The 20,622-nt window shown below is 75.1% G+C and carries 17 protein-coding genes; 8 read left to right on the top strand and 9 right to left on the bottom strand.

Features of this window, described 5'->3' with window-relative positions; translation table 11 throughout:
* Window positions 1-46: 46 nt before the first annotated feature.
* Genes ACI797_RS26785 through ACI797_RS26770 form a run of 4 tightly spaced genes read right to left on the bottom strand, consistent with a single transcriptional unit; the run spans window position 47 to window position 3,691 of the window.
* Window positions 47-1,078 carry an ABC transporter substrate-binding protein gene (locus tag ACI797_RS26785; RefSeq protein ID WP_456863550.1) on the bottom strand — a complete coding sequence of 344 codons (1,032 nt, stop codon included), beginning with the start codon at window positions 1,076-1,078 and terminating at the stop codon, window positions 47-49.
* A gap of 50 nt (window positions 1,079-1,128) precedes the next feature.
* Window positions 1,129-1,983, bottom strand: coding sequence for an ABC transporter permease (locus ACI797_RS26780; RefSeq protein WP_456863547.1), 855 nt, complete (start codon window positions 1,981-1,983; stop codon window positions 1,129-1,131).
* On the bottom strand, window positions 1,980-2,828 hold the full coding sequence (locus ACI797_RS26775; protein ID WP_456863543.1) for an ABC transporter permease: 849 nt from the start codon (window positions 2,826-2,828) through the stop codon (window positions 1,980-1,982). Before ACI797_RS26775 ends, ACI797_RS26780 begins: the two co-directional genes overlap by 4 nt.
* A 2-nt stretch (window positions 2,829-2,830) precedes the next feature.
* Window positions 2,831-3,691 carry an ABC transporter ATP-binding protein gene (locus ACI797_RS26770; protein ID WP_456541279.1) on the bottom strand — a complete coding sequence of 287 codons (861 nt, stop codon included), beginning with the start codon at window positions 3,689-3,691 and terminating at the stop codon, window positions 2,831-2,833.
* A gap of 240 nt (window positions 3,692-3,931) precedes the next feature.
* Here ACI797_RS26770 and ACI797_RS26765 point away from each other — a divergent pair, with 240 nt between their 5' ends.
* Both ACI797_RS26765 and ACI797_RS26760 read left to right on the top strand, forming a co-directional pair.
* On the top strand, window positions 3,932-4,948 hold the full coding sequence (locus tag ACI797_RS26765) for a LacI family DNA-binding transcriptional regulator (protein ID WP_456863532.1): 1,017 nt from the start codon (window positions 3,932-3,934) through the stop codon (window positions 4,946-4,948).
* Window positions 4,945-6,117 carry an MFS transporter gene (locus ACI797_RS26760; RefSeq protein ID WP_456863525.1) on the top strand — a complete coding sequence of 391 codons (1,173 nt, stop codon included), beginning with the start codon at window positions 4,945-4,947 and terminating at the stop codon, window positions 6,115-6,117. The genes ACI797_RS26765 and ACI797_RS26760 overlap by 4 nt, the downstream gene beginning before the upstream one ends.
* A 5-nt stretch (window positions 6,118-6,122) precedes the next feature.
* Here the strand turns inward: ACI797_RS26760 and ACI797_RS26755 are convergent, their stop codons facing one another.
* A complete protein-coding gene (locus tag ACI797_RS26755; protein ID WP_456863522.1) occupies window positions 6,123-7,025 on the bottom strand; it encodes a LysR family transcriptional regulator in 903 nt (300 codons plus the stop codon).
* A gap of 71 nt (window positions 7,026-7,096) precedes the next feature.
* Between ACI797_RS26755 and ACI797_RS26750 the strand changes: the two genes are divergently transcribed.
* On the top strand, window positions 7,097-8,086 hold the full coding sequence (locus tag ACI797_RS26750; protein ID WP_456863518.1) for a YeiH family protein: 990 nt from the start codon (window positions 7,097-7,099) through the stop codon (window positions 8,084-8,086).
* A gap of 15 nt (window positions 8,087-8,101) precedes the next feature.
* A complete protein-coding gene (gene mug / locus ACI797_RS26745; RefSeq protein WP_456863515.1) occupies window positions 8,102-8,605 on the top strand; it encodes a G/U mismatch-specific DNA glycosylase in 504 nt (167 codons plus the stop codon).
* On the opposite strand, the gene ACI797_RS26740 is transcribed toward mug, so the two are convergent.
* Window positions 8,595-11,468, bottom strand: a complete 2,874-nt coding sequence (locus ACI797_RS26740) for a BTAD domain-containing putative transcriptional regulator (protein ID WP_456863512.1) — start codon at window positions 11,466-11,468, stop codon at window positions 8,595-8,597. The genes mug and ACI797_RS26740 overlap by 11 nt on opposite strands.
* Before the next feature lie 162 nt (window positions 11,469-11,630).
* On the opposite strand from ACI797_RS26740, the gene ACI797_RS26735 reads away from it, so the two are divergent.
* Window positions 11,631-12,860 (top strand): FAD-binding protein, encoded by a 1,230-nt coding sequence (locus ACI797_RS26735; protein WP_456863509.1) that lies wholly within the window; start codon window positions 11,631-11,633, stop codon window positions 12,858-12,860.
* A gap of 4 nt (window positions 12,861-12,864) precedes the next feature.
* On the opposite strand, the gene ACI797_RS26730 is transcribed toward ACI797_RS26735, so the two are convergent.
* Together ACI797_RS26730 and ACI797_RS26725 are read right to left on the bottom strand one after the other, a co-directional pair.
* On the bottom strand, window positions 12,865-14,340 hold the full coding sequence (locus tag ACI797_RS26730; protein ID WP_456863506.1) for a hypothetical protein: 1,476 nt from the start codon (window positions 14,338-14,340) through the stop codon (window positions 12,865-12,867).
* A gap of 169 nt (window positions 14,341-14,509) precedes the next feature.
* Window positions 14,510-15,175, bottom strand: coding sequence for a histidine phosphatase family protein (locus ACI797_RS26725; protein WP_456541288.1), 666 nt, complete (start codon window positions 15,173-15,175; stop codon window positions 14,510-14,512).
* 427 nt (window positions 15,176-15,602) lie between these two features.
* On the opposite strand from ACI797_RS26725, the gene ACI797_RS26720 reads away from it, so the two are divergent.
* Together ACI797_RS26720 and sat are read left to right on the top strand one after the other, a co-directional pair.
* Window positions 15,603-16,946, top strand: coding sequence for a cation:proton antiporter (locus ACI797_RS26720; protein WP_456863503.1), 1,344 nt, complete (start codon window positions 15,603-15,605; stop codon window positions 16,944-16,946).
* A 51-nt stretch (window positions 16,947-16,997) separates the two neighbouring features.
* A complete protein-coding gene (gene sat, locus ACI797_RS26715; RefSeq protein WP_456863500.1) occupies window positions 16,998-18,671 on the top strand; it encodes a sulfate adenylyltransferase in 1,674 nt (557 codons plus the stop codon).
* A gap of 13 nt (window positions 18,672-18,684) precedes the next feature.
* Here the strand turns inward: sat and ACI797_RS26710 are convergent, their stop codons facing one another.
* Complete coding sequence (locus tag ACI797_RS26710) at window positions 18,685-19,578, bottom strand: sulfotransferase family protein (RefSeq protein WP_456863497.1); 894 nt, start codon at window positions 19,576-19,578, stop codon at window positions 18,685-18,687.
* Window positions 19,579-19,709: 131 nt separating this feature from the next.
* Here ACI797_RS26710 and ACI797_RS26705 point away from each other — a divergent pair.
* Window positions 19,710-20,622 (top strand): UDP-glucose dehydrogenase family protein (locus ACI797_RS26705; protein ID WP_456863494.1); only part of this gene is annotated, 913 nt, incomplete at its 3' end.

Raw genomic sequence — 20,622 nt, 5'->3', positions numbered from 1 at the left:
GCCGGCCGCGGTCGCGGCCGGCGCCGAGGCGCTGGGGTACGGCGGGTCAGATCTCGCCGGGCTCCACCTCGAGCCCCAGGCTCTCCTGGACCTCGGTCAGGCAGGAGAAGTCGACGTGCTCACGCCAGTCGAAGCCTTCGGGCACGTTGCCCGCGTCGATCATGGCCTGGTTCCACGTCTCCCAGGTGTCCTCCGGTGAACCACCGTTGAGCGACCAGTTCTGCTCCATCTCGATCTGCCACTCGTCGAGGTCGCCCTCACTGGGCTCCTCGCCGTACTCCGCGGCGATGTCGAGCGCGGCCTGCTGGTTGTCGGTGTAGTCCTCGCCCTCGGAGATCCACTGCTTGGCGGCGATGCGGCCCTCGAGGTAGGCGCAGACCTCGTCGCGGTTGTTCTCCATGGTCTCGGCGGTGACGACCCAGACCTCCTGGGGCACCCGCTGGTACTCCTGGACGATCATCTGGCCGCCCTCGGCCTCCAGCGGCAGCACGTGCCGCGGCTGCAGCGCCGCGACGTCGATCTGCCCGGCGAGCAGGGCCTGCAGGCGCTCGTCGGAGCCGCCCTCGATCTGCACCCACTCCATGCTCTCGGGGTCGACGCCGAGGCCCTCGAGCATCTCCTCGCCGACGGTGATGTTGCGGTCGCCGGCGGCGCCGCCGCTCACCTTCAGGCCTTCGAGGTTGTTCGGGTCGACGCCGGCCCGGATGCCGAGGAAGTACGCCTCGGCGTCCTTCTCGACACCGATGATCTTCATCGGCACGCTGCCCTCGGCCAGCGCCGACCAGATGACGTCGCTCTCGCCCTGCGCCACCCAGACGTCGCCGCCGGCCAGGCCGGCGATGTACTCGTCGGTGGCGAACACCTCGGCCGGCTCGGAGAACCCGAGGTCGGGCCAGTAGTTCTTGTCGGCGACCATCCAGGCGAGCTGGTTCATGAAGTCGTCACCGTCGATCGCCAGGCGGACCTGGTTCAGCTCGTCGCCGCCGTCCCCACCGCCCCCGCCACCACCGTCGGATCCGCAGGCCGCCGCGACGAGCGCGGTGGCGAACAGGATCGCCGGCACCCGGAACTTGTGCATCGTTTCGTCCTTTCGTGAACGAAGTGCCCGTGACGACGACGTCACGTGTCCTAGGCCCGCCACACCGAGACCTTGCGCTCGAGCAGCTGGGTCAGCCCGACCATCGCGACGCAGAAGAAGACGAAGATGAAGAGCATCGCGTAGGTCTGAGCGCTGTTGAACGTCTTGGACGAGAGCGCGATGATGTAGCCGATCCCGTTCGCGGCGGTGAAGAGCTCGCCGATGAACAGGCCGATCAGGCCCCTCGAGACGCCCATGCGGATGCCGGTGGCGATGAACGGCACGGTCGAGGGCAGCACCACCGAGCGGTAGAGCCGCGGCCGGCTGGCCCCGAACGAGCGCGCCGCCTTCAGCAGCGAGTTGTCGACGGTCTTGACGCCCTCCATGACCACGACCAGCGTGGCGGGCACCGCCGAGAGCACGATGATCACGATCCGGGCGGTGTCGTTGATGCCGACCCACAGCACGATCAGCGGCATGAGGATCAGCCGCGGCGTGGTGTAGAGCGCCCACACGTAGGGGCTGGTGATCCGGTCGATGATCCGGACGCCGCCGATGATCAGGCCGGCCGGCACCGCGATGGCGATCGAGATGACCATCCCGACCACGTAGACCCACAGGCTCTTGCCGAGGTTGCCCCAGAGGATGCCCTGCTCGTTCATCCGGACGAGCTGGTCCCAGACCTCGGTCACCGAGGGGAGGAACAGCTTCGGGACGTCGGTGTAGGTCGCGACCAGCTGCCAGACCGTGAAGAAGATCAGCAGGTTGATCGTGCCGATGACCCAGCGCTGCTTGCGGCTGTAGACCTTGCGCCGTCCGTACCGGTACTTCCGGGTCGGCCGCTTGGCGGGCGCGGTGACCGACGTCGGGACCGTCGTCGGCGCGATCGATCCGGTGGCGGTCACAGGACGACCTCCTCACGCCAGCGGCTGGCGTGGTTCTCGAGCCGGCGGGACAGGCTGACCAGCAGCAGCGCGAGGGCGATCAGGGTGGCGATGAAGGCGAACATCCGCGCGGTGTCCAGGTCGCGGGCCGAGCGGATCACCTCGGTGCCGATCCCGCCGGTGCCGACGGTGAGCTCGATGACCAGCAGGCCGACGAAGCCGCGGGAGATGCCGTTGCGCACGCCGCTGGCGATGAACGGCAGGGTGCTCGGGACGACGACCTTGCCGAACAGCTGCATCCGGCCGGCGCCGAAGCTGCGCGCGGCCCGGAGCAACCCGTCGTCGGTGGTCTGCACGCCGTCCTTGGCCGACAGGATGATCGGGATGATCGCCGAGAGCACGACCAGCCAGATCTTGATCTCGGCGCCGAAACCGAGCCAGAGCACCATGAGCGGTGCCAGCGCGATGCGCGGCATCGCGAAGAAGCCCCACAGGTAGGGGGAGGTGATCAGGTCGGCGGTGGGGGACATGCCGATCGCGACGCCGAGCGGGATGCCGACGACCAGCGAGATCGCCAGGCCGATCGACATCGCGTACATGCTGTCGGCGGTGGCCTCCCACATGGACCCGTCGGCCGCGGCCGCGGCCCACTCCTGGGCGACCGGCCACGGCCCGGGGAAGAGGATCGGGCTGGGGTCGAAGACCATGACCGACAGCTGCCAGATCCCGATGAACGCGACGAAGGCGAGGACGCCGGGGCCGCGCTTGCGCAGCAGCCGCTCGCCGAACGACTGCTGCTTCCTGCGGGGCCGCGCCGGCGCGGGGGAGGCTGCGGAGGACGACTCGTGAGCGGCGGTCGCGGCCATGGTCAGACGCCGCCCGCGTTCGGCACGGTGCCGCCGGCGCCGATCGGCTCGGCCAGCTCGGACCGCTCGGGGTGCTCCTCGGACAGCAGCTGCCACACCCGGTCGCGCAGGTCCTGGAACTCGGGCAGCTGGCGGCTGGCCCGGCTGCGCGGCCGCGGCAGGTCGACCTCGATGATCTCCTTGATCCGGCCGGGCCGGTTGGTCACCACCGCGATCCGGTCGCCGAGGGTGATCGCCTCGTCGACGCCGTGGGTGATGAAGATGATCGCCTGCCCGGTCTCGGCGACGATCCGGGTCAGCTCCTCCTGCATGATCTCGCGGGTCATCGCGTCGACCGCGGCGAACGGCTCGTCCATCAGCAGCAGCCGCGGCTCGGTGACCAGCGCGCGGGCCAGGCCGACCCGCTGCCGCATGCCGCCGGAGAGCTCCCGGGGGTAGGACTTCTCGAAGCCGGAGAGCCCGACCATCTTGATGTAGCGGTCGACCTTGGCGCCGGTGTCGGAGTCGACCCGGCCCTGCATCTCCAGGCCGAAGCGCACGTTCTTCTCGACCGTGCGCCACGGCATGAGGGCGTAGTCCTGGAAGACGACGGCGCGGTCGGGGCCGGGGCCGGTGACGTCCTTGCCGAAGACCTTGATCTCGCCGGCGGCCGGCGGGACCAGGCCGGCGACGACGTTGAGGAACGTGCTCTTGCCGCAGCCGCTGGGCCCGACCACCGCGAGGAACTCGCCGTCGGCGACCTCCAGCGTGAAGTCCTCCAGGGCGACGAGCGTGTCCTTGTTGCGCGTGCGCTCGTACTCGACCGAGACCCCGTGGGCCTCCACGGCCAGCGTCCTGCCCAGCCGGTCCTGACCTGGTGCCACGTGCATCGACTCCCTTGTCCTGCGTCCGGGGCGCAACGGGCTCGAGCGGGGTCCGTCAGCTCGCGGAGCTGCAATCGATTGCCTCGGCCCGAAGTATCGGCAGACCGGCCGCAGATGTGTCAAGGGTTACACCGACATCGCAGCCAAGTTGCCGTTTCGGCCCTGCGCCGCTCCACCGTCGGGTGGTCGCCGCATGGGAACCGGGGGTCCGGGCAGTGCCGAATGCTTACGATTGCAGTCATGCGCCCGCCCACGCTCCGTGACGTCGCCGAGGCCGCCTCGGTGCACGTCGGCACGGCGTCGCGCGCGCTCAACCCCGGCAGCCGGGGCCGGGTCAGCCGCAGCACGGCCGAGCGCGTGCTGCGCGTCGCCCGCGAGCTCGGCTACCGGCCCAACCCGATGGCGCGCAGCCTGCGGACGGCGCGGACCAACACCGTCGGCCTCGTCGTGCCCGACCTGACCAACTCGCTGGTGGCCCCGCTCGTGCGCGGCGCGGAGAGCGTCCTCGCCCCGGCCGGCTACGACGCCTGGATCGTCAACACCGACAACGACCTCGACCGCGAGCGGGCGCTGGTCGACTCGCTGCTGGGCAAGCAGGTCGACGGGCTGATCGTGGCGACGGCCTCGCTCGACGACGGCTGGCTGGCCGGCCTGCACGCCGAGGGCGTGCGCATGGTGCTGGTCAAGCGGCTGCTGGCGGGCGCGTCGATCCCGTCGGTGACCGCCGACAACGCCGCCGGCGTCGCGCTGGCCGTCGACCACCTGGTCGGCCTCGGCCACACGCGGATCGCGCACGTGGCCGGGCCCGAGAGCCTGTCGACGGGGGCGGTCCGGCGGCGGGGCTACCTGCAGGGCCTGCGCGACCACGGGCTGCCGGAGGACCCGCGGCTGGTGGTCAGCTGCCCGAACTCGACCGAGGAGGAGGGCGCCCGCGCCATGGCCGCCCTGCTCGACAGCGGCGTCGAGTTCACCGCCGTCATCGCGGCGCACGACCGCTCCGCGCTGGGCATCTACGACGTGCTGGCCGCCCGCGGGCTGCGCTGCCCCGACGACGTGAGCGTCGTCGGGTTCAACGACATGCCGCTGATGGACAAGATGCACCCACCGCTGACCACGGTCCGCGTGGGTCACCACGAGATGGGCGCCGAGGCCGGGCGGCTGCTGCTCGACGTCTTCGCCGAACCCGACCGGCCCGCCCGCGCGGTGCTGCTGCGGCCCACCCTCGTCGTCAGGTCCTCGACCGCGCCGCCCCGGTGAGCCGCTGGGGCGGGGGACTGGCCTGGCTGTTCGTCCAGGCCGCGCTGCTGCACGCCTCCTACGGCGTCGTCCGCCCGATGGTCAGCTACCGCGCGCTCGACCTGGGCGCGGGCAGCGCGACGCTCGGTGCGCTGGCCGCCGCCTTCGCCGTCCTGCCGCTGCTGCTGGCCTTCGCCGTCGGCCGCCGCGCCGACGTCCTGGGGCCCGGGCGGCTGGTGGTCGCCGGCGCCGTGGTGCTGGCCGGCGGCAGCGTCGCGGCGCTGCTGGCGCCGGGCCTGGTCGTGCTGGTGCTCGCCGCCGCGGCCCTGGGCTTCGCGCACCTGCTCGGGATGGTCGGGCAGCAGACCGTGGTCGCCCGGCTGGACAGCGGCACCGCCCGCGACCGCGGCTTCGGGTCGCTGACCGCGGCCGCCTCGGTCGGGCAGATGCTCGGCCCGGCCGCCGCGCTGCCGCTAGCCGGGTACCTGGCCTCCGGCCGGTGGTCGGCCGGCGTCGTCGGGCTCGCCGTCGCCGCCGTATTCGCGCTGGTGGCGGTCCCGCTGGCGGTGCACCGCGGACGGCGGACACCCCCGGCGGCGCGGCCGGCCGGCGAGCCGACGTCGTCGCGCCGGGCCCTGGCCGTGCTGCTGCGCACCGAGGGCATGGGTCCGGCGATCGTCACCAGCGGCATCGTGCTCGCCGCCCTCGACCTGCTGCTGGCGTTCCTGCCCGCCTGGGCGGAGGAGCACGACGTCCCGGTCGCCGTGGTCGGCTGGTTGCTCGCGCTCCGCGCGCTGGTCTCGCTGCTCTCCCGCGCCCTCGTCGTCCGGCTGATCTCCGCGTTCACCCGCCGCTGGACGCTCATCGGCTCGCTGCTCATGGGCGTGGCCGGCCTGGCGTTGCTGCCGTTCGTCGGCGTGGCCGGCGCGGTGGCGGTGATGGTGCTGCTCGGGGTGGGCCTCGGGCTGGCGCAGCCGATGACGCTCTCGTGGGTGTCGGCGATCACCGCCCCCGAGCTGCGCGGCTCGGCCGTCGGCCTGCGGCTCACCGCCAACCGGCTGGCGCAGACCCTGCTGCCGCCGGCGATCGGGTTCGCGGCCGCGGGCAGCGGCAGCGGCGGGGTGTTCCTGGGCAGCGCCGCGGTGATGGTCGCGGCGACCGCGACCGTGCTGCGCCGCTCGCCCGAGTAGGGGCCTCAGCCCGGCCGGCGGGTCAGCATCGTCAGCAGGTCGGCGGCCGGGCCGGTGGGCCGCGTGCCGGCCCGCCAGACCGCCCGCAGCGTGCGGCGCAGCTCGAGCCCCGTGGTGGGCACCTCGACCAGCGCCCCGGCGACCAGGTCGGCGGCGACCACCAGCTCGCTGAGCAGCGCCGGGCCCGCGCCGGAGACGACGGCCGTGCGCACGGCGGTGCCGGAGCCGAGCTCGAGCAGCGGCCGGGCCACCGGCAGCCCGGTGGCCCGCAGCGCCCGGTCGGCGGTGTCGCGGGTGCCGGAGCCGGCCTCGCGGGTGATCAGCGGCGTCGCGGCCAGCTCGGCGCCGGTCACCGGCGCGGTGCGGCCGGCCCAGTCGTGCCCCGGCGCGACGACGAGGACCAGCCGGTCGGAGCCGACGGTCACCGCGTCGAGCCCTTCGGCCGGGCCCGGGGACTCGATGAAGCCGACGTCGACGCCGTCGTGCCGGGCCAGCTCGCAGACCCGCGTGCTGTTGAGCACCTGCAGCCCGACGTGCAGGTCGGGGGCGTCGCGGCGCAGCGTGCCGATCCACCCCGGCAGCAGGTGCTCGGCGATGGTCAGGCTCGCGGCGAGGGAGAGCTCGGCCTCCCGGTGGCGGCGCAGCGCGGCCGCGCCCTCGGTGAGGACGGCGAGCTCGGCGAGCACCCGGGCGGCCCAGCCGGCGACGACGGCGCCCTCCGCGGTGAGCGCCGAGCCCCGCCGGCTGCGGTCGACCAGCTGCAGGCCGAGCCGGCGCTCCAGGGCGCTCAGCCGCTTGCTCGCCGAGGGCTGGCTGATGCCCAGCACGGTGGCCGCGCCGGTGAGGCTGCCGTGCTCGTCGACCAGGACGAGCAGCTGCAGCGACTCGACGTCGGGCACCCCTGCCATTCCCGCAGGCTATGACCTGCGGCACAGCCGGTGGCTACCGCGACCGCCGGACACCCCCGAAAGTGCTGATCGTGGCCCGCACCCTCGCCCCGGCGCAGGGCCGCACCGCGCCCCTCGGGCCGGGCCTCGCGGTGGTCGCCGTCGGCACGGCCGTCGCGCTGGCGGTCAACCAGGTCGTGCCCGCGGTGAGCGCGCTGACCGCGGCGGTGGTGCTCGGCGTCCTCGCTGGCCCCGCGCTGCCCGCGGCCACGCGCGCCGGGCTCGGCTGGGGCACCCGGCGGTTCCTGCGGCTCGGCGTCGTCCTGCTCGGCCTCCAGCTCGGGCTCGACGCCGTCGCCGGGCTGGGGGCCGCGACCGTCGCGGCGGTGGTCGGCACCGTCGTCGTCGCGTTCGCCGGCACGCTGCTGCTGGGCCGCCTGGTCGGCGTCCCGCCCGGCCTGACCCTGCTGGTGGCCACCGGCTTCTCGATCTGCGGCGCCGCGGCGATCGCCGCGATGGGCGGCGCGGCGCGGTCGAGGGACGAGGACGTCGCCACCGGCGTCACGCTCGTGACCCTCTTCGGCACCGCGGCGATCGCGCTGGTGCCGCTGGCCGGCGCCGGGCTCGGCCTGGACGACGCGCAGCTCGGCACCTGGGCGGGGCTGGCCGTGCACGAGGTCGCCCAGGTGGTGGCCGCGGCGTCGCCGGCGGGGGCGGCTGCCGTCGGCATCGCCGTCGTCGTCAAGCTGACCCGGGTCGTGCTGCTCGCCCCCATGGTGGCCGCGGTCGGCGTGGTGCGGCGGCAGGGCGAGACGGGGGAGCGGCCCCCGCTGGTGCCGCTGTTCGTGCTCGGCTTCCTGGCGATGGTCGCGCTGCGCAGCACGGGCCTGGTGCCCGAAGCCGCCCTGGCGGTGGCCAAGGGGACGACGACGGTGCTGCTGGCCGCGGCGCTGTTCGGCCTGGGGACGGCGGTGCGGCTCGGCGCCCTTCTGCGCACCGGCCGCCGCGGTCTGGTGCTCGGGGCGCTGTCCACCCTGCTGGTCGGGGGAGCCGCCCTCGGCGCGGTCGCAGTGGTGGTCTGACGCAGACTGGCCGGCGTGCCGGAGGACAAGCCGCTGCGCGACGTGATCGCGCCCGACCTCGACGTCCTGTTCTGCGGGATCAACCCGTCGCTGCTCTCGGCCGAGCGCGGCCACCACTTCGCCCGCCCCGGCAACCGCTTCTGGCCGGCGATCCACCTGGCCGGGTTCACCCCCCGCCTGATGTCACCGGACGAGGACGGCGAGCTGCCGCGGTACGGCCTCGGCATCACCAACGTCGTCGCCCGGCCCACCCGGACGGCGGCGGAGCTGACGCCGGCCGAGCTGGAGGCCGGGGCCGAGGCGCTGGCCGACCTCGTGACCGCCCACCGGCCGCGGGTGCTCGCCGTCCTCGGGGTGACCGCCTGGCGGCTGGCGTTCCGGCGGCCGAAGGCGGTGCTCGGGCTGCAACCGGAGCGGGTGGGCGGCGCCGCCACGTGGGTGCTGCCCAACCCGAGCGGGCTCAACGCCCACCACCAGCTGGCCGATCTCGCCCGGCTCTACGCGCAGGTCAGGCCGTAGACCGGTACACCGTCGACCGGTCGGCGAGCCGCTGGAGCAGCGCGAACGCCGCGTCGATGTCCAGCCGGCGGCCCTCCGCGCGGGCGGTCTCCCACTCGTCGTCGTCCAGCGCCGCCCGGGTGCTGTCGACGTAGCCCTGGCCGTCGACCGGGTCCATCCGCAGCGGGTCGTAGCCGACCCGGGGCGACTGCGCCTCGATCATGCCGAGCAGCACCGCGCCCGACCGCGGGTCGCCGACGACGGTCGCGGCGCCGGCCGCGGTGAGCAGGCAGGCGAGGGTGGAGGTGCGGTCGCCGTCGGCCCGGCCCAGCGCCATGGCGGCGGTGACCGCCTCGAGCGCCTCGTGCCCGCGGCCGAGCTCGACGAGGACCTTGGCCCGCATCCACAGCGCGGAGCACTCGGCCCAGTTGTGCCCGAAGCCGCGGGCCATGACCGCCGCCCGGTCGAGGTGCTCGAGGGCGGCCTGCGGGTTGCCGTCGGCGCGGGAGAACTGGCCGAGGGTCATCGCGATCTCCGACCGCACCCAGTCGATGCCGCAGGCCTCGGCGACCGCCATGCCGCGGGCGACGTCCTTGGCGGTCTCGTTCTCCTTGTCGACGTGCCCGAGCAGGGCCCGCACGAAGCCGCGCAGCACCAGCGCGAGGGCGAGGATGCCCTCGGCCTCGCTCGGCGTGATCGCGATGATCTCGTTCGTCCGCGCCCAGATCGAGGGGACGTCGCCGCTGAGGTAGGCCAGGAGCGCGTCGCCCAGCAGGGCCTGCATGCGCACCGGCACCGGGGTGCCGGCGGGCGCGGCCTTGAGCGTGTCGGCGAGCCACTGGCGGCCCTCGGCGACGTAGCCGCGGCGGTACCACCACCAGCCCAGGGCGCCGGCGATGCGCAGCGCGGTCTCCCCGTCGCCGGCGGACAGCGCGCTGCTCATCGCGGCGCGCAGGTTCGCCTGCTCGTCGTCGAGCCGCTTCCAGCTCGGCGCCGAGTCGCGCCGGCGCAGGGTCGGCTCCAGCCGCTCGGCGAGGTCAGCCATGAACGCGGCGTGCCGGCCGCGCAGCGCGCGCCGCTCGTCGTCGGTGAGGGCCTGGTCGGCGTACTGCCGCAGCGTCTCGAGCATGCGGTAGCGGCCCCGGGCGTGGTCGACCTCGACCAGGGACTGGGCGGCCAGCGCGCGCAGCGCCTCGAGCGTGCCGCCGCCGTCGGGGCCGGCCACCGCCTCGACCGCGTCGGCGGCGAAGCTGCCGGAAAACACCGAGACCGCCCGGAACACGGCCAGCTGCCGCTCGTCGAGGAGGTCGACGGACCACTGGACCGTGGCGGCCAGCGTGCGCTGGTGCGGGGCAGCGCCCCGCCGGCCGCCCGACAGCAGGGCGAACCGGTCGTCGACGCGGGCGGCCACCTCGGCCAGCGGCAGCGTGGTCAGGCAGGCCGCGGCGAGCTCCACCGCCAGCGGCAGGCCGTCGAGCTCGGCGCACACGGTGGCGACCAGGCCGAGCTCCTCGGCCGAGGGCTCGGCGAGGTGCGGTGCGGCCAGCCGGGCCCGGTCGAGGAACAGCCGGACCGCGTCGCTCCCGGGGTCCCCGGCCGCCATCGGCCCGCACGGGACGACGGCCTCGCCCAGCACGCCGAGGGGCTGCCGGGAGGTGGCCAGCACGCGCAGGTCGGGGCAGCGGGGGAGCAGCGCGGCGGCGACCTCGGCCGCGGCGTCGACCACGTGCTCGCAGTTGTCGAGGACCAGCAGCGACGGGCCGGCCTGCAGCGCCGGCACCAGGGCCGCGACGGCGTCGCCGCCGGTCAGGCTGACCCCGAGCACGGTGGCGATCTGCGGCGCGACGAGCGCGGGGTCGTCGACGCCCGCGAGCTCCACGAAGGTCGCCGGCACGTCGGCGGCCCGGCGGCGGGCGGTCTCCAGCGCCAGCCGGGTCTTGCCGCTGCCGCCGGGGCCGACCAGGGTGACCAGCCGCTGGGTCGCCAGGGTGCGGCCCAGCGACTCGAGCTCGCGCGCCCGGCCGACGAAGGCGGTCAGCGGCTGCGGGAGGGTCTGCGCCCGCAGCGGGGCGGGCTCGGGGCGCGGCGCCGGCACCCGCGGCGCCTCGGCCGCCGGCGCGGTCAGCTCCGGGTCCTGCCGCAGGATCCGCTCGTGCAGGGTCTGCAGCTCGCGGCCGGGGTCGACGCCCAGCTCGTCGACCAGCAGCCGGCGGCCCTCGTCGTAGACCTGCAGCCCCTCGGCCTGCCGGCCGGCGCGGTAGAGGGCGAGCATCAGCGAGCCGCGCAGCCCCTCGCGCAGCGGCTCGGCGCGGACCAGCTCGCGCAGCTCGTCGACCAGCTCGGCGTGCCGGCCCAGCCGCAGGTCGAGCTCGGCGGCGAGTTCGCGCGCGTCGAGCCGCAGCTGCTCGAGGCGGGCGGCCTCCTCGACGGCGAAGGCCTCGGCGACGTCGGCGTAGGCCGGCCCGTGCCAGAGCTCCAGCGCCTCGCCGACCGCGGTGCGGGCCTGCTCGACCTCGTCGCGCTCGGCGTGCGCCCGGGCGGTGCGCAGCAGCGTCTTGAACCGCACGGCGTCGACCGTCTCGGGGTCGATCGCCAGCCGGTAGCCGGGGGCCTGGGTCACCAGCACCTGCCAGGCGCCCCCCGCGACGTCCGGCTCGAGCTCGCGGCGCAGCTTGGAGACGATCGCCTGGAGGGTGCCCAGCTGGGCCGACGGCGGGGAGCCGTTCCACACGCGGTCGACGAGGACGTCGAGCGGCACGGTCGAGCCCGCGTCGACGAGCAGGGCGGCGAGGACGGCGCGGTGGCGCGGGGTCTGCCGGGGAACCGGCCGGCCGTCGGACCAGACCTCCACGGGACCCAGCACACGGAAGGTCCGGGTTGTCACGCCGCGAGGATAAGCAGGAAGAGCGACGAGATCGGTGGAGCCGCTCCACGTTTCCGCCGGTCGGGGGCATCCCAAGGGGCGGGCCAAGGCCAGCCGAAGGCGGCGCCAAGCGCCTGCGCGGAGGGTTGCGGCCGGCACCGCCGGCACCCCGAGGAGCTCCCCGTGACCACCGCACCACCCGCGCGCCCGCAGCCCGGCGCCCGCCCGCCCGTCGTGGTCCAGGCCGCCACGGCCGACGACGTCGTCGCCGCGGTCCGCTCCGCCGCCCGGCAGGGGCTGGAGCTCGACGTGTCGGCGGGCGGGGCCGCCGCGGGCCCGGGGACGCTGCTGGTGTGCACCGCCGGCCTCGACGAGTGCACCGTGCACCCCGAGGGCTGGGCCCGGGTCGGGGCCGGCGTCCGCTGGCAGCGCCTCCTGGCGGCGGCCGGTGCGCACGGCCTGGCGCCGCTGTCCGGCGCGACGACGGCGGCCGGCGTCGTCCGGTCGGTGACCGGCGGCGGCTTCGGGCCGGTCGCGCGCACCTACGGCCTGGCCGCCGACCGGGTCCGCGCCCTCGAGGTGGTCACCGGTGAGGGCGTGCCGCGCCGGGTCACGCCGGCCGAGCACCCCGACCTGTTCTGGGGTCTGCGCGGCGGCCGGGGCGCGCTCGGCGTCGTGACGGCGGTGGAGCTCGACCTGCTCGCCGTCGACGAGCTGTACGCGGGCACCGTCGTGTTCGCCGCCGCCGACGCGGCGGCCGTGGTCCGCCGGTGGCGCGCCTGGTGCGCGGACCTGCCGGCGCAGGCGACGACGGCGCTGCTGCTGCGGCCCGGGCCGCCGCCCACGGTCGCCGTCCGCTTCGCCTGGGCCGGTGACCCGGACGCCGGGGCCGGCGTGCTGGCGCCGGTGCGCGGGGCCGCCGGGCCGCTGCACGACGACGTCGCCGTCCACCCCTTCGCGGGGATCGGCGACGAGCGGCCCGGGGACGTGCTGGCGCACGCGGTCCTCGACCGGCTGCCCGAGGCGGCGGTGGAGGTGCTGACCGCGGCGGCCGCAGGGCCGGGGCCGGCCGTGGAGCTGCGCCGGCTCGGCGGCGCGATCGCGCGGCTGCCCGAGCGGCCCGGCGCCGTCGCCCACCGCGACGCCCGGTTCGACGTCACCGTCCGCGGCCCGGGAGGTGCACCCCGGGCGGTCGAGCGGGCCGCGGCGCTGGTCGGCGGGCTGGCGGCGTCGTCGGCCGACCGCGCGCTGGCCGACGTCGTGGCGCCGGCCACCCCTGCCGACGCGGCGCGGGTGTACGACCCCGCCACGCTCCGCCGGCTGGCCGGGCTGGCCGCGCACCACGACCCGCACCGGATCCTGCGCGGTGCGCGCGGGGTGCGCGGGACCGGGGACGGTCCTCCGCCGCGGTGAGCCGTCACCCGGCCGACGGGGGGTCCACCGGCCGGACGCCGTCGCGGGGACCGGGCCCCGGCCACCGCGCCGGCTCGCGGGCGGCCCCGAGCCGCGCGAACACCTCGTCGGCGGCGGCGCGCTCGAGGGCGGCGCCGTCGTGGTCGCCCAGGGCCTCGTAGCCCCGGGCGAGGAGCCACCGGGCACGGGCGGAGTGGTACGGCGCGTCGAGCGTCCGCCACTCGTCCATGGCCGCGCGCAGCCACGGGAGCGCCTCGCGGACGTGGCCCTCCGCCAGCAGCACGGCGCCGTGCCAGTGCCGGGCGGCGGCCGTGAAACCCGGGCTGGTGAACGTCTCGGAGATGCCGGCGAGCTCCGCGACCGCGTCGCCGGCGCCGACCACGTCCTCGGCGCCCAGCGCGATCTCGACCTGGGCGGTCAGCAGGCGGGCCCGGCGGAGCCGGTTCGCGGACTCGCCGAGCACCGCGGCCCGGATTGAGGCGGTGGCCTCCTCCTGCCTCTCCTGGGCCAGCCGCAGCAGCGACAGGCCCGGCTCCGGGTCGCGGCCCAGTGCGTGCGCCTCGCCGTACGCGGGCTCGGCCGCGGCCAGGTCGCCGCGCAGCCGCGCCACCTCGGCGAGCCGGTAGTGCCCTTCCGCCGCCGTCGGGTCGGCGACGCCGCTGAGCTCGCCGCAGACCCGGAGCGCCTCCCGCCGGCTGTCGTCCCAGGCGCCCGACACCTCCAGCAGCTCCGCGCGGTACACCCGCAGGACGCCGGTGAAGTACACCGCGACGGGGAGCGTCTCCAGCCAGCTGCGCGTGGCCTCCACCCACACGCGGACGCGGACCGGGTCGGCGAGCTCGGTGGACGCGGCCATCAGGTGCCGGTACGCGTACCCGGTCCACTCCGGCGACACGTCGCCGGCACGCACGTGCGCCATCGCCTCCTCGAGCAGCGCCACACCGGCCCGCACGTCGCCGCGCCGCACCAGGGCGCGGCCTTCCCCCAGCAGCCCGAGGGCCACGAGGTCCGGGTCGCCGTGCCGGCGGCCGAGCTCGCCGACGTGCCGCGCGGCGGCGGCCACGGCCGGCAGGTCGGGCCCGTCCAGGTGCGCCTCGACGTCGAGGGCGTGGCGCACGTACCCCTGCTCCGGGCACTCGGGCTCGTCGGCGAGCAACCGGGCCGCCCGGTCCCGCCACTCCGAGCCGGCCGCGTCGTCGCCGCGCAGGAACGAGGTGGCGGCCACGCCGAGGGCCGACATGGCGGCCGGGCGGACCCGGCCGGCCCGCTCGAACGCCCGTACCGCCGCGGCTCCGACCGCGACCGTCTCGTCGAACCGGCCGAGCCACCACGCCGCCAGCGCCAGTCCGGCCAGGTCGTCGGCGCCGACGGACTCCTCGTCCTCGGCCACCGCGGCGGTGAACGCGGCGTGCGCCTCGGCCCACCGTCTTTCGCGGTGAGCGGTGCGAGCGACGGACAGCAGCGCGGCGCGGTGGGTCATCCGGTACTCCGCAGGACGTCGGGCGGCCTCTCGCGGTCGGCGGACTCCTGCCGGTTCGCGTCGGGCGCATGAGGGGCCCCCGTGCGGCGCGGTGCGGCCGACGGGGCGGCGATCGGCACCGGACCGGCGGTCGGCCGGCCGGGACCCTCCGCCCCGACTCCGCGCCGGGTCAGTCGACGTCGTCACCCGTCGGCAGCCCGGCCAGCGCGAGCCGGCCGTGCGCGACGTGGAACTCGGTGAGCGACCCGCGCCCCACCGGGATCCGCCAGTCCTCGTCGTCCACGCCGGTGAGCCGCGCGACCGCCAGCCGGATCATGACCGCGTGGGTCACCGCCACGACGGTCTCACCGGCGTGCCGGTTGCCGATGAGCTCGAGCGCGCCGACCATCCGCGTCTGCGCGTCCGAGAGCCGCTCGCCCAGCGGGCAGACCGCCCGGCTCGGCGTCGTGCGGTACAGCTCGAAGGCCTCCGGGTCGAACATCGCGGCCTCGGCGGAGGTCATCGCCTCCCAGGCGCCGTAGTCCACGTTGTTCAGGCCGTGCAGGATCCGCAGGTCCGGCACGCGCGCCTCGTCGGCGATGATCTGGGCCGTGGCGATCGTCCGCCGCAGCGGTCCGCAGTAGACGGCCGTCAGGCCGGAGCCGGAGAGCTCGCGCGCCGCGTCGACGGCGTCCTGGTACCCCTGCGCGTCCAGGGGGACGTCGCAGCGTCCCCGGTACCGGTTCTCGACGTTCATGGTCGTCGTGCCGTGCCGCACCACGAACAACCGGCAGGTCGCCGGTGGAAGGGTCGTGGCCCCGCGGTGCGTGAGCAGGGCGTGTCCTGAGTTCTCCACGGATGTCCCTCCGGAGGCGTGCGGTCGGGCCGGTGGCCCGCGGTCGGGGCCGACGGGTGCGCGGTCCCCCCGCCGTCGGTGCGGGGGACAGTAGGAGACGAAGTGCCCCCAGGGGAGGGCCGCGGACGACGCGGAGGGACTTTTTCCCTCTTTTCCGGTGACGCGGCACCGTGCGCAGGTGAATGGTTCCCCGGCGTGACCGGAATGGGTTCTGGAGCGCAATTCAGAACCGCCCGCCTCCCTCAGGAGTACGAGGGAAGATCGTGCAGATGAGGGTTGCGCGGAGCGGCGTTCGCCGGGTGCTGTCCCGCCCTTTTCCGAACCCATTGCACATCGTGCCAGACCCCTGCCGGAAATGCCTCCCCACGGCTATGTTGACCGCCGCCGGTCATCGCCGGCGACGCCGCGCCGCACTCTGGGGGGACGCATGTCGACCGAGGACCTCGGGCAGCTGACCCTGGCGCTGCTCCTCCTGGTCACCGCGGCGAACCTGCTCGGTCAGCTGGCCGTGCGCCTGCGCCAGCCCAAGGTGGTCGGCGAGATCCTCGCGGGCGTGGTGCTCGGCCCCTCACTTCTGGGACTGCTCGCACCGGACGTCACGGCGCAGATCTTCGGAAACGGCGACAAGGACCAGTCGACCGTCGTCCTGAACTTCTTCTACCACTTCGGATTGCTTCTCCTGATGTTCGTCTCCGGCACGAGCGTGCGCAATGTGCTCGACCGCGAGAATCGCAAGCCGTTGGCGTGGATCCTCGGCATCGGCACGCCTCTGCCGTTCTTCATCGCGCTCGGCGTGGCGCCTTTCCTGCCGCTCGAGGAATTCATGGGACCGGCGGACAGCAAACCCGCGGTGATCCTCGTGTTCGCCATCGCCGCCGCGGTGACGTCCATTCCCGTCATCACGAAGATCTTCTACGACCTGGGGATCCTGCACACGCGGTTCGCGAGCCTGATGCTCGGCATCGCGGTGCTCGAGGACATCGTCCTGTGGGGGGTCCTCGCGCTGGCCACCGCGATCGCCTCGGCCACCGTGGCGGCGGACGGGCAGGGGCTGGCCGGGACCGTCTCCCTGCACATCGGGATCAACACCGCCTACGTGGTCCTCGGCATGACCGTGCTGCCCAGGCTCCTCCGGCTGGCCGGGCGGGCGCGGTGGAACGTCGTCGCCCGGCACTCGCCGATCGCCTGGGTGATCGGGGTCTTCCTCGCCTACGTCAGCGTGGCCGCCGCGCTCGACGTCACGCTCGCCTTCGCCGCGTTCCTCGCCGGGTTCGGGGTCGTCGGGGGGGCCGCCGCGACGGAGGAGCGGCCCTTCCGCGCCCCGCTCGAGGCCGTCACCCACGTCTCCGGGGCGGTCTTCGTCCCCGTCTACTTCGCCCTCGTCGGCTACCGGCTCGACTTCAGCCGGGGCTTCTCCCCGCTGATGCTCGTCTCGTTCCTCCTCGGGTCCACGCTGGTGATCCTCGTCTCCGTGGGCCTGGCCGCCCGCCTGGCGGGCTTCCGGGGGCTCGACATCCTCAACCTGGCGCTGACCCACAACGCCCGGGGCGGCCCGGGCATCGTGCTGGCCAGCGTGGCGTTCGACGCCGGCATCATCAGCGCGCCGTTCTTCACGACGCTGGTGCTCACCGCCGTCCTCACGTCGCAGGCCTGCGGCGTCTGGCTCGACCACGTCCTGCGCAAGGGCTGGCCGCTGCTGGCCACGGAGGGGCCGGTGCAGCGGCAGCCGGCCGGCCTCCGCGCCGAGCCCGCACCGGCGTCACCGACCTGACGCCGGCGCCCACCCCTCCCGCATCCCCCACGAGCACGAACGGAGATCCCCGTGACGATCGCCGGCACCCCGCCGCACGGGGGCACCCTGGTCGACCTGCGGGTCGGCAACGGCCGCGCCGTCGAGGTGGCCCGCGCCGCGCGGGAACTGCCCCGCTGGGAGCTGACCCGCCGGCAGCGCTGCGACCTGGAGCTCCTGGCCACCGGCGGCTTCTCCCCGCTGCGCACGTTCCTCGACGAGGCCGACTACGACTCCGTGTGCGCGCGCATGCGCCTCACCAGCGGCGAGCTGTGGCCGGTGCCGGTGACGCTCGACGTCCCCGGGCACGTGGTCGAGGCGGCGCACCTGGCGGGTGGGCTGACGCTGCGGGCCCGCGGGGCCGACGTCGCCGTCCTGTGGATGCGCGGCACCTGGTGCCCGGACCGGGTGCGGGAGGCGCACGCCGTCTTCGGGACGACCGACCCCACGCACCCCGGCGTCGACGCCCTGCTGCACCGGACCCACGACTGGTACATCAGCGGCCCGCTCGACGTGCTGCGCCTGCCGTCCCACCACGCGTTCCGGTCGCTGCGGCACACGCCGGCGGAGCTGCGCGCCGAGTTCGCCGTCCGGGGCTGGGACCGGGTGGTGGCGTTCCAGACCCGCAACCCCATGCACCGGGCCCACCAGGAGCTGACCGTCCGGGCGGCCCGGGAGGCCGACGCCAAGGTGCTCCTGCACCCGGTCGTCGGTGTGACGAAACCGGGGGACGTCGACCCCTACGTCCGGGTGCGGTGCTACCGCGCGCTGCTGCCGACCTATCCCGCCGGGAGCGTGCTGCTGTCCCTGCTGCCCCTGGCGATGCGCATGGCCGGGCCGCGGGAGGCCCTCTGGCACGCGATCATCCGCAAGAACCACGGTGCGACGCACTTCATCGTGGGCCGGGACCACGCCGGCCCCGGCCCGGACCGCTCCGGTGCGCCGTACTACGACCCCTACGCCGCGCAGGAGCTGGTGCAGCGCCACGCCGCGGAGCTGGGCATCGGCGTGGTCCCGTTCCGGCAGATGGTCTACGTCCGCGAGCTGGGGGAGTACCGCCCGGAGGACGACGTCCTGCCGGACCAGCACCGCATGAGCATCTCGGGGACCGAGCAGCGCCGTCGGCTGGCCGACGGCGCCGAGCTGCCCGAGTGGTTCACGCCGCCGGAGGTGGCCACCGAGCTGCGGCGCGCGTTCCCCCCGCGGGTCCGGCAGGGGCTCGGCGTCCTGGTGCGCGCCGGGAGCCCGCACGCCGACCGGGCCGCGGCGGCCGTCGTCGCCGGGCTCCAGGAGGCCGGGCGCACGGTGACCCTGCTGGACAGCTTCGTGTGGAACGGGGGCGGGCCGGCCGCCCCGCTGGTGGCCCGGCTGGTGGGCGACCTCCTGCGCAACGGGGGCGCCGTGGTGTGCTCCGGTGAGGTGGCCCAGCGGCTGGCGCAGCCCGCCGCGCTGGCACAGGCGCTGCGGGACCTCGTCGTCGACGTCCGCGAGGAACCGGCCGCGGACGGTCCCGAGGGGCCTGCCGACGCCGTCCCGGACGACGCGCCGCCGGTCCTCGGGGTGCCGCGCGGAGCCGACCCCGAGCTCATCGGTGACCTCGTGTGCCAGCACCTGCGCGGCGCGGGCCGGCTGGAGAGCGCGGCCGGTGACCACATCCCGTCCGCCCTCACCGCGGCCGTGCCCGCCGTCGCCGGCGGCGCCCGGTGAGACGGCGCCCGGGTCAGGCGATGCCCCACCCGTCGAAGCCCTCGGGCAGGTACCGGCGCAGCCGCCGGACGTCGTCCTCGAGCTCGGCCACGAGCTTCGCCCGCACGGCGTCCGGGATCTCGAACGGCGCGGTCGCCGGCCGCTCGCCGCCCCGGCCCGTGAGGCGCCGCACCGCGCTCAGCGTGTTGTTCTCCAGCTCCTTGAACCGGCGGGTGGCCGGGAACCGGCGCTTGAGGAACTTGCGGAGCGGGAGCGGGACGGGGGAGCGGGCGGCCCGGTCGCTGGTCCGGTAGTAGTCCCGCTCCAGGTCGGCGGAGGCGAAGTCCGGCTCCACGCCGACGAACTCGTACACCCGACGCATCGTCTCCCCGCGGGCGGACCGGAGATCCTCCGACGTGATCACCAGCAGCTGCTCCCGGGGGAAGTGCGCCAGGTACTGCTCGATCTGCATCGCGTAACGGCTGTAGTCGAGGTAGATGTGGTCATCGAAGACGGCGTCCGCGAACGGCGCCCGCTCGCTGCCCTCGGCCGCCCTGGTCTGGTAGTGCGAGCGGATGCGGGCGATCGGGTCGCGCACGACGTAGACCAGCCGCACGCCGGGCAGGACGCTCGCGATCCGCTCGGGCACGCCCTGGTAGCGCGGGTACTTGGTGTACGCGTTCGAGGCCTCGCCGACGGCCCGGACCTCGGGTCCCGCGGGCGGGAACTGCTTGCGGTACCAGTCGATCCCGCGATCCCAGTTCGACTCCGCGACGAAGAACTCCGGCGCCTTGTACTGCGGCACCGCTATCTGAGGATGTGCGCTCAGGTAGTGGTAGAGGCTGGTGGTGCCGGCCTTCATCGCACCGATCAGCAGGAATGTCGGGAGTCGCCGGACGGCGACCTCGGTCTCTGCGCTGGCTCCCATGTGTCCGACTACCTCGTCCCCGGGGAAATGCGGCCGATGATGGCGCACCGGCGGGCCGGTCGGAAGGCCCCGCCGGACGCCCTGGGAGCCGCACCTCGTCAGCCGACCCAGCGTCCCGAGCGGAGCAGAGCATGAAGATCTCGGTCATCGGCAGCGGCTACCTCGGCGCCGTGCACGCCGCATCCATGGCGGAACTCGGCCACGAGGTCGTCGGCGTCGACGTCGACCGGAGGAAGGTCGACGCCCTGGCGCACGCGCGCCCGCCGTTCTTCGAGCCCGGGTTCGAGGAGCTGCTCGCCCGCACCATGGCGACCGGCCGGCTCCGGTTCGCCGCCGACGTCCTCGACGCGGCCGGTGCGCGCGTGCACTTCGTGTGCGTCGGGACGCCGCAGAAGCGCGGGGAGTACGCCGCGGACCTGCGCTTCGTGCAGGCGGCGACGGAGTCCCTGCTGCAGATCCTGGAACCGGGGGACCTCGTCGTCGGGAAGTCGACGGTCCCCGTGGGGACCGCCGGGGAGCTGGCCGCGATGGTAGGGGAGAAGGTGCCCGGCGCCCTGCTGGCGTGGAACCCGGAGTTCCTGCGCGAGGGGTTCGCGGTGCAGGACACCCTGCACCCCGACCGGCTGGTCTACGGGCTGCCGGCCGGGGAGGACGGCGCGACCGCCCGTGCGCTGCTGGACGAGGTGTACGCGCCGATCGTGGCCCGGGGCACGCCGCAGGTGGTCACCGACTACGCGACGGCGGAGATGGTGAAGACGGCGGCGAACTCGTTCCTGGCCACGAAGATCTCGTTCATCAACGCGATGGCGGAGCTGTGCGAGGCGACCGGGGCGGACGTGAAGCTGCTGGCCGACGCGATCGGCTACGACGACCGGATCGGGCGGAAGTTCCTCAACGCCGGGCTGGGTTTCGGCGGGGGCTGCCTGCCCAAGGACATCCGGGCGTTCATGGCCCGGGCCGGGGAGCTGGGGGCGGATCAGGCGCTGACGTTCCTGCGCGAGGTGGACAACATCAACATGCGCCGGCGGATCCGGATGGTGGAGC

Source organism: Geodermatophilus sp. SYSU D00691 (genome assembly GCF_054050275.1).
This window is presented reverse-complemented; position numbering and strand designations above follow the sequence as displayed.

Bases quoted from the DNA above. Each gene is read 5' to 3' on its own strand.
- ACI797_RS26755 (WP_456863522.1), bottom strand. From the start codon at position 7,025: ATGGCAGGGGTGCCCGACGTCGAGTCGCTGCAGCTGCTCGTCCTGGTC.
- ACI797_RS26710 (WP_456863497.1), bottom strand. From the start codon at position 19,578: ATGGGAGCCAGCGCAGAGACCGAGGTCGCCGTCCGGCGACTCCCGACA.
- ACI797_RS26765 (WP_456863532.1), top strand. From the start codon at position 3,932: ATGCGCCCGCCCACGCTCCGTGACGTCGCCGAGGCCGCCTCGGTGCAC.
- ACI797_RS26720 (WP_456863503.1), top strand. From the start codon at position 15,603: ATGTCGACCGAGGACCTCGGGCAGCTGACCCTGGCGCTGCTCCTCCTG.
- ACI797_RS26730 (WP_456863506.1), bottom strand. From the start codon at position 14,340: ATGACCCACCGCGCCGCGCTGCTGTCCGTCGCTCGCACCGCTCACCGC.
- ACI797_RS26785 (WP_456863550.1), bottom strand. From the start codon at position 1,078: ATGCACAAGTTCCGGGTGCCGGCGATCCTGTTCGCCACCGCGCTCGTC.
- ACI797_RS26775 (WP_456863543.1), bottom strand. From the start codon at position 2,828: ATGGCCGCGACCGCCGCTCACGAGTCGTCCTCCGCAGCCTCCCCCGCG.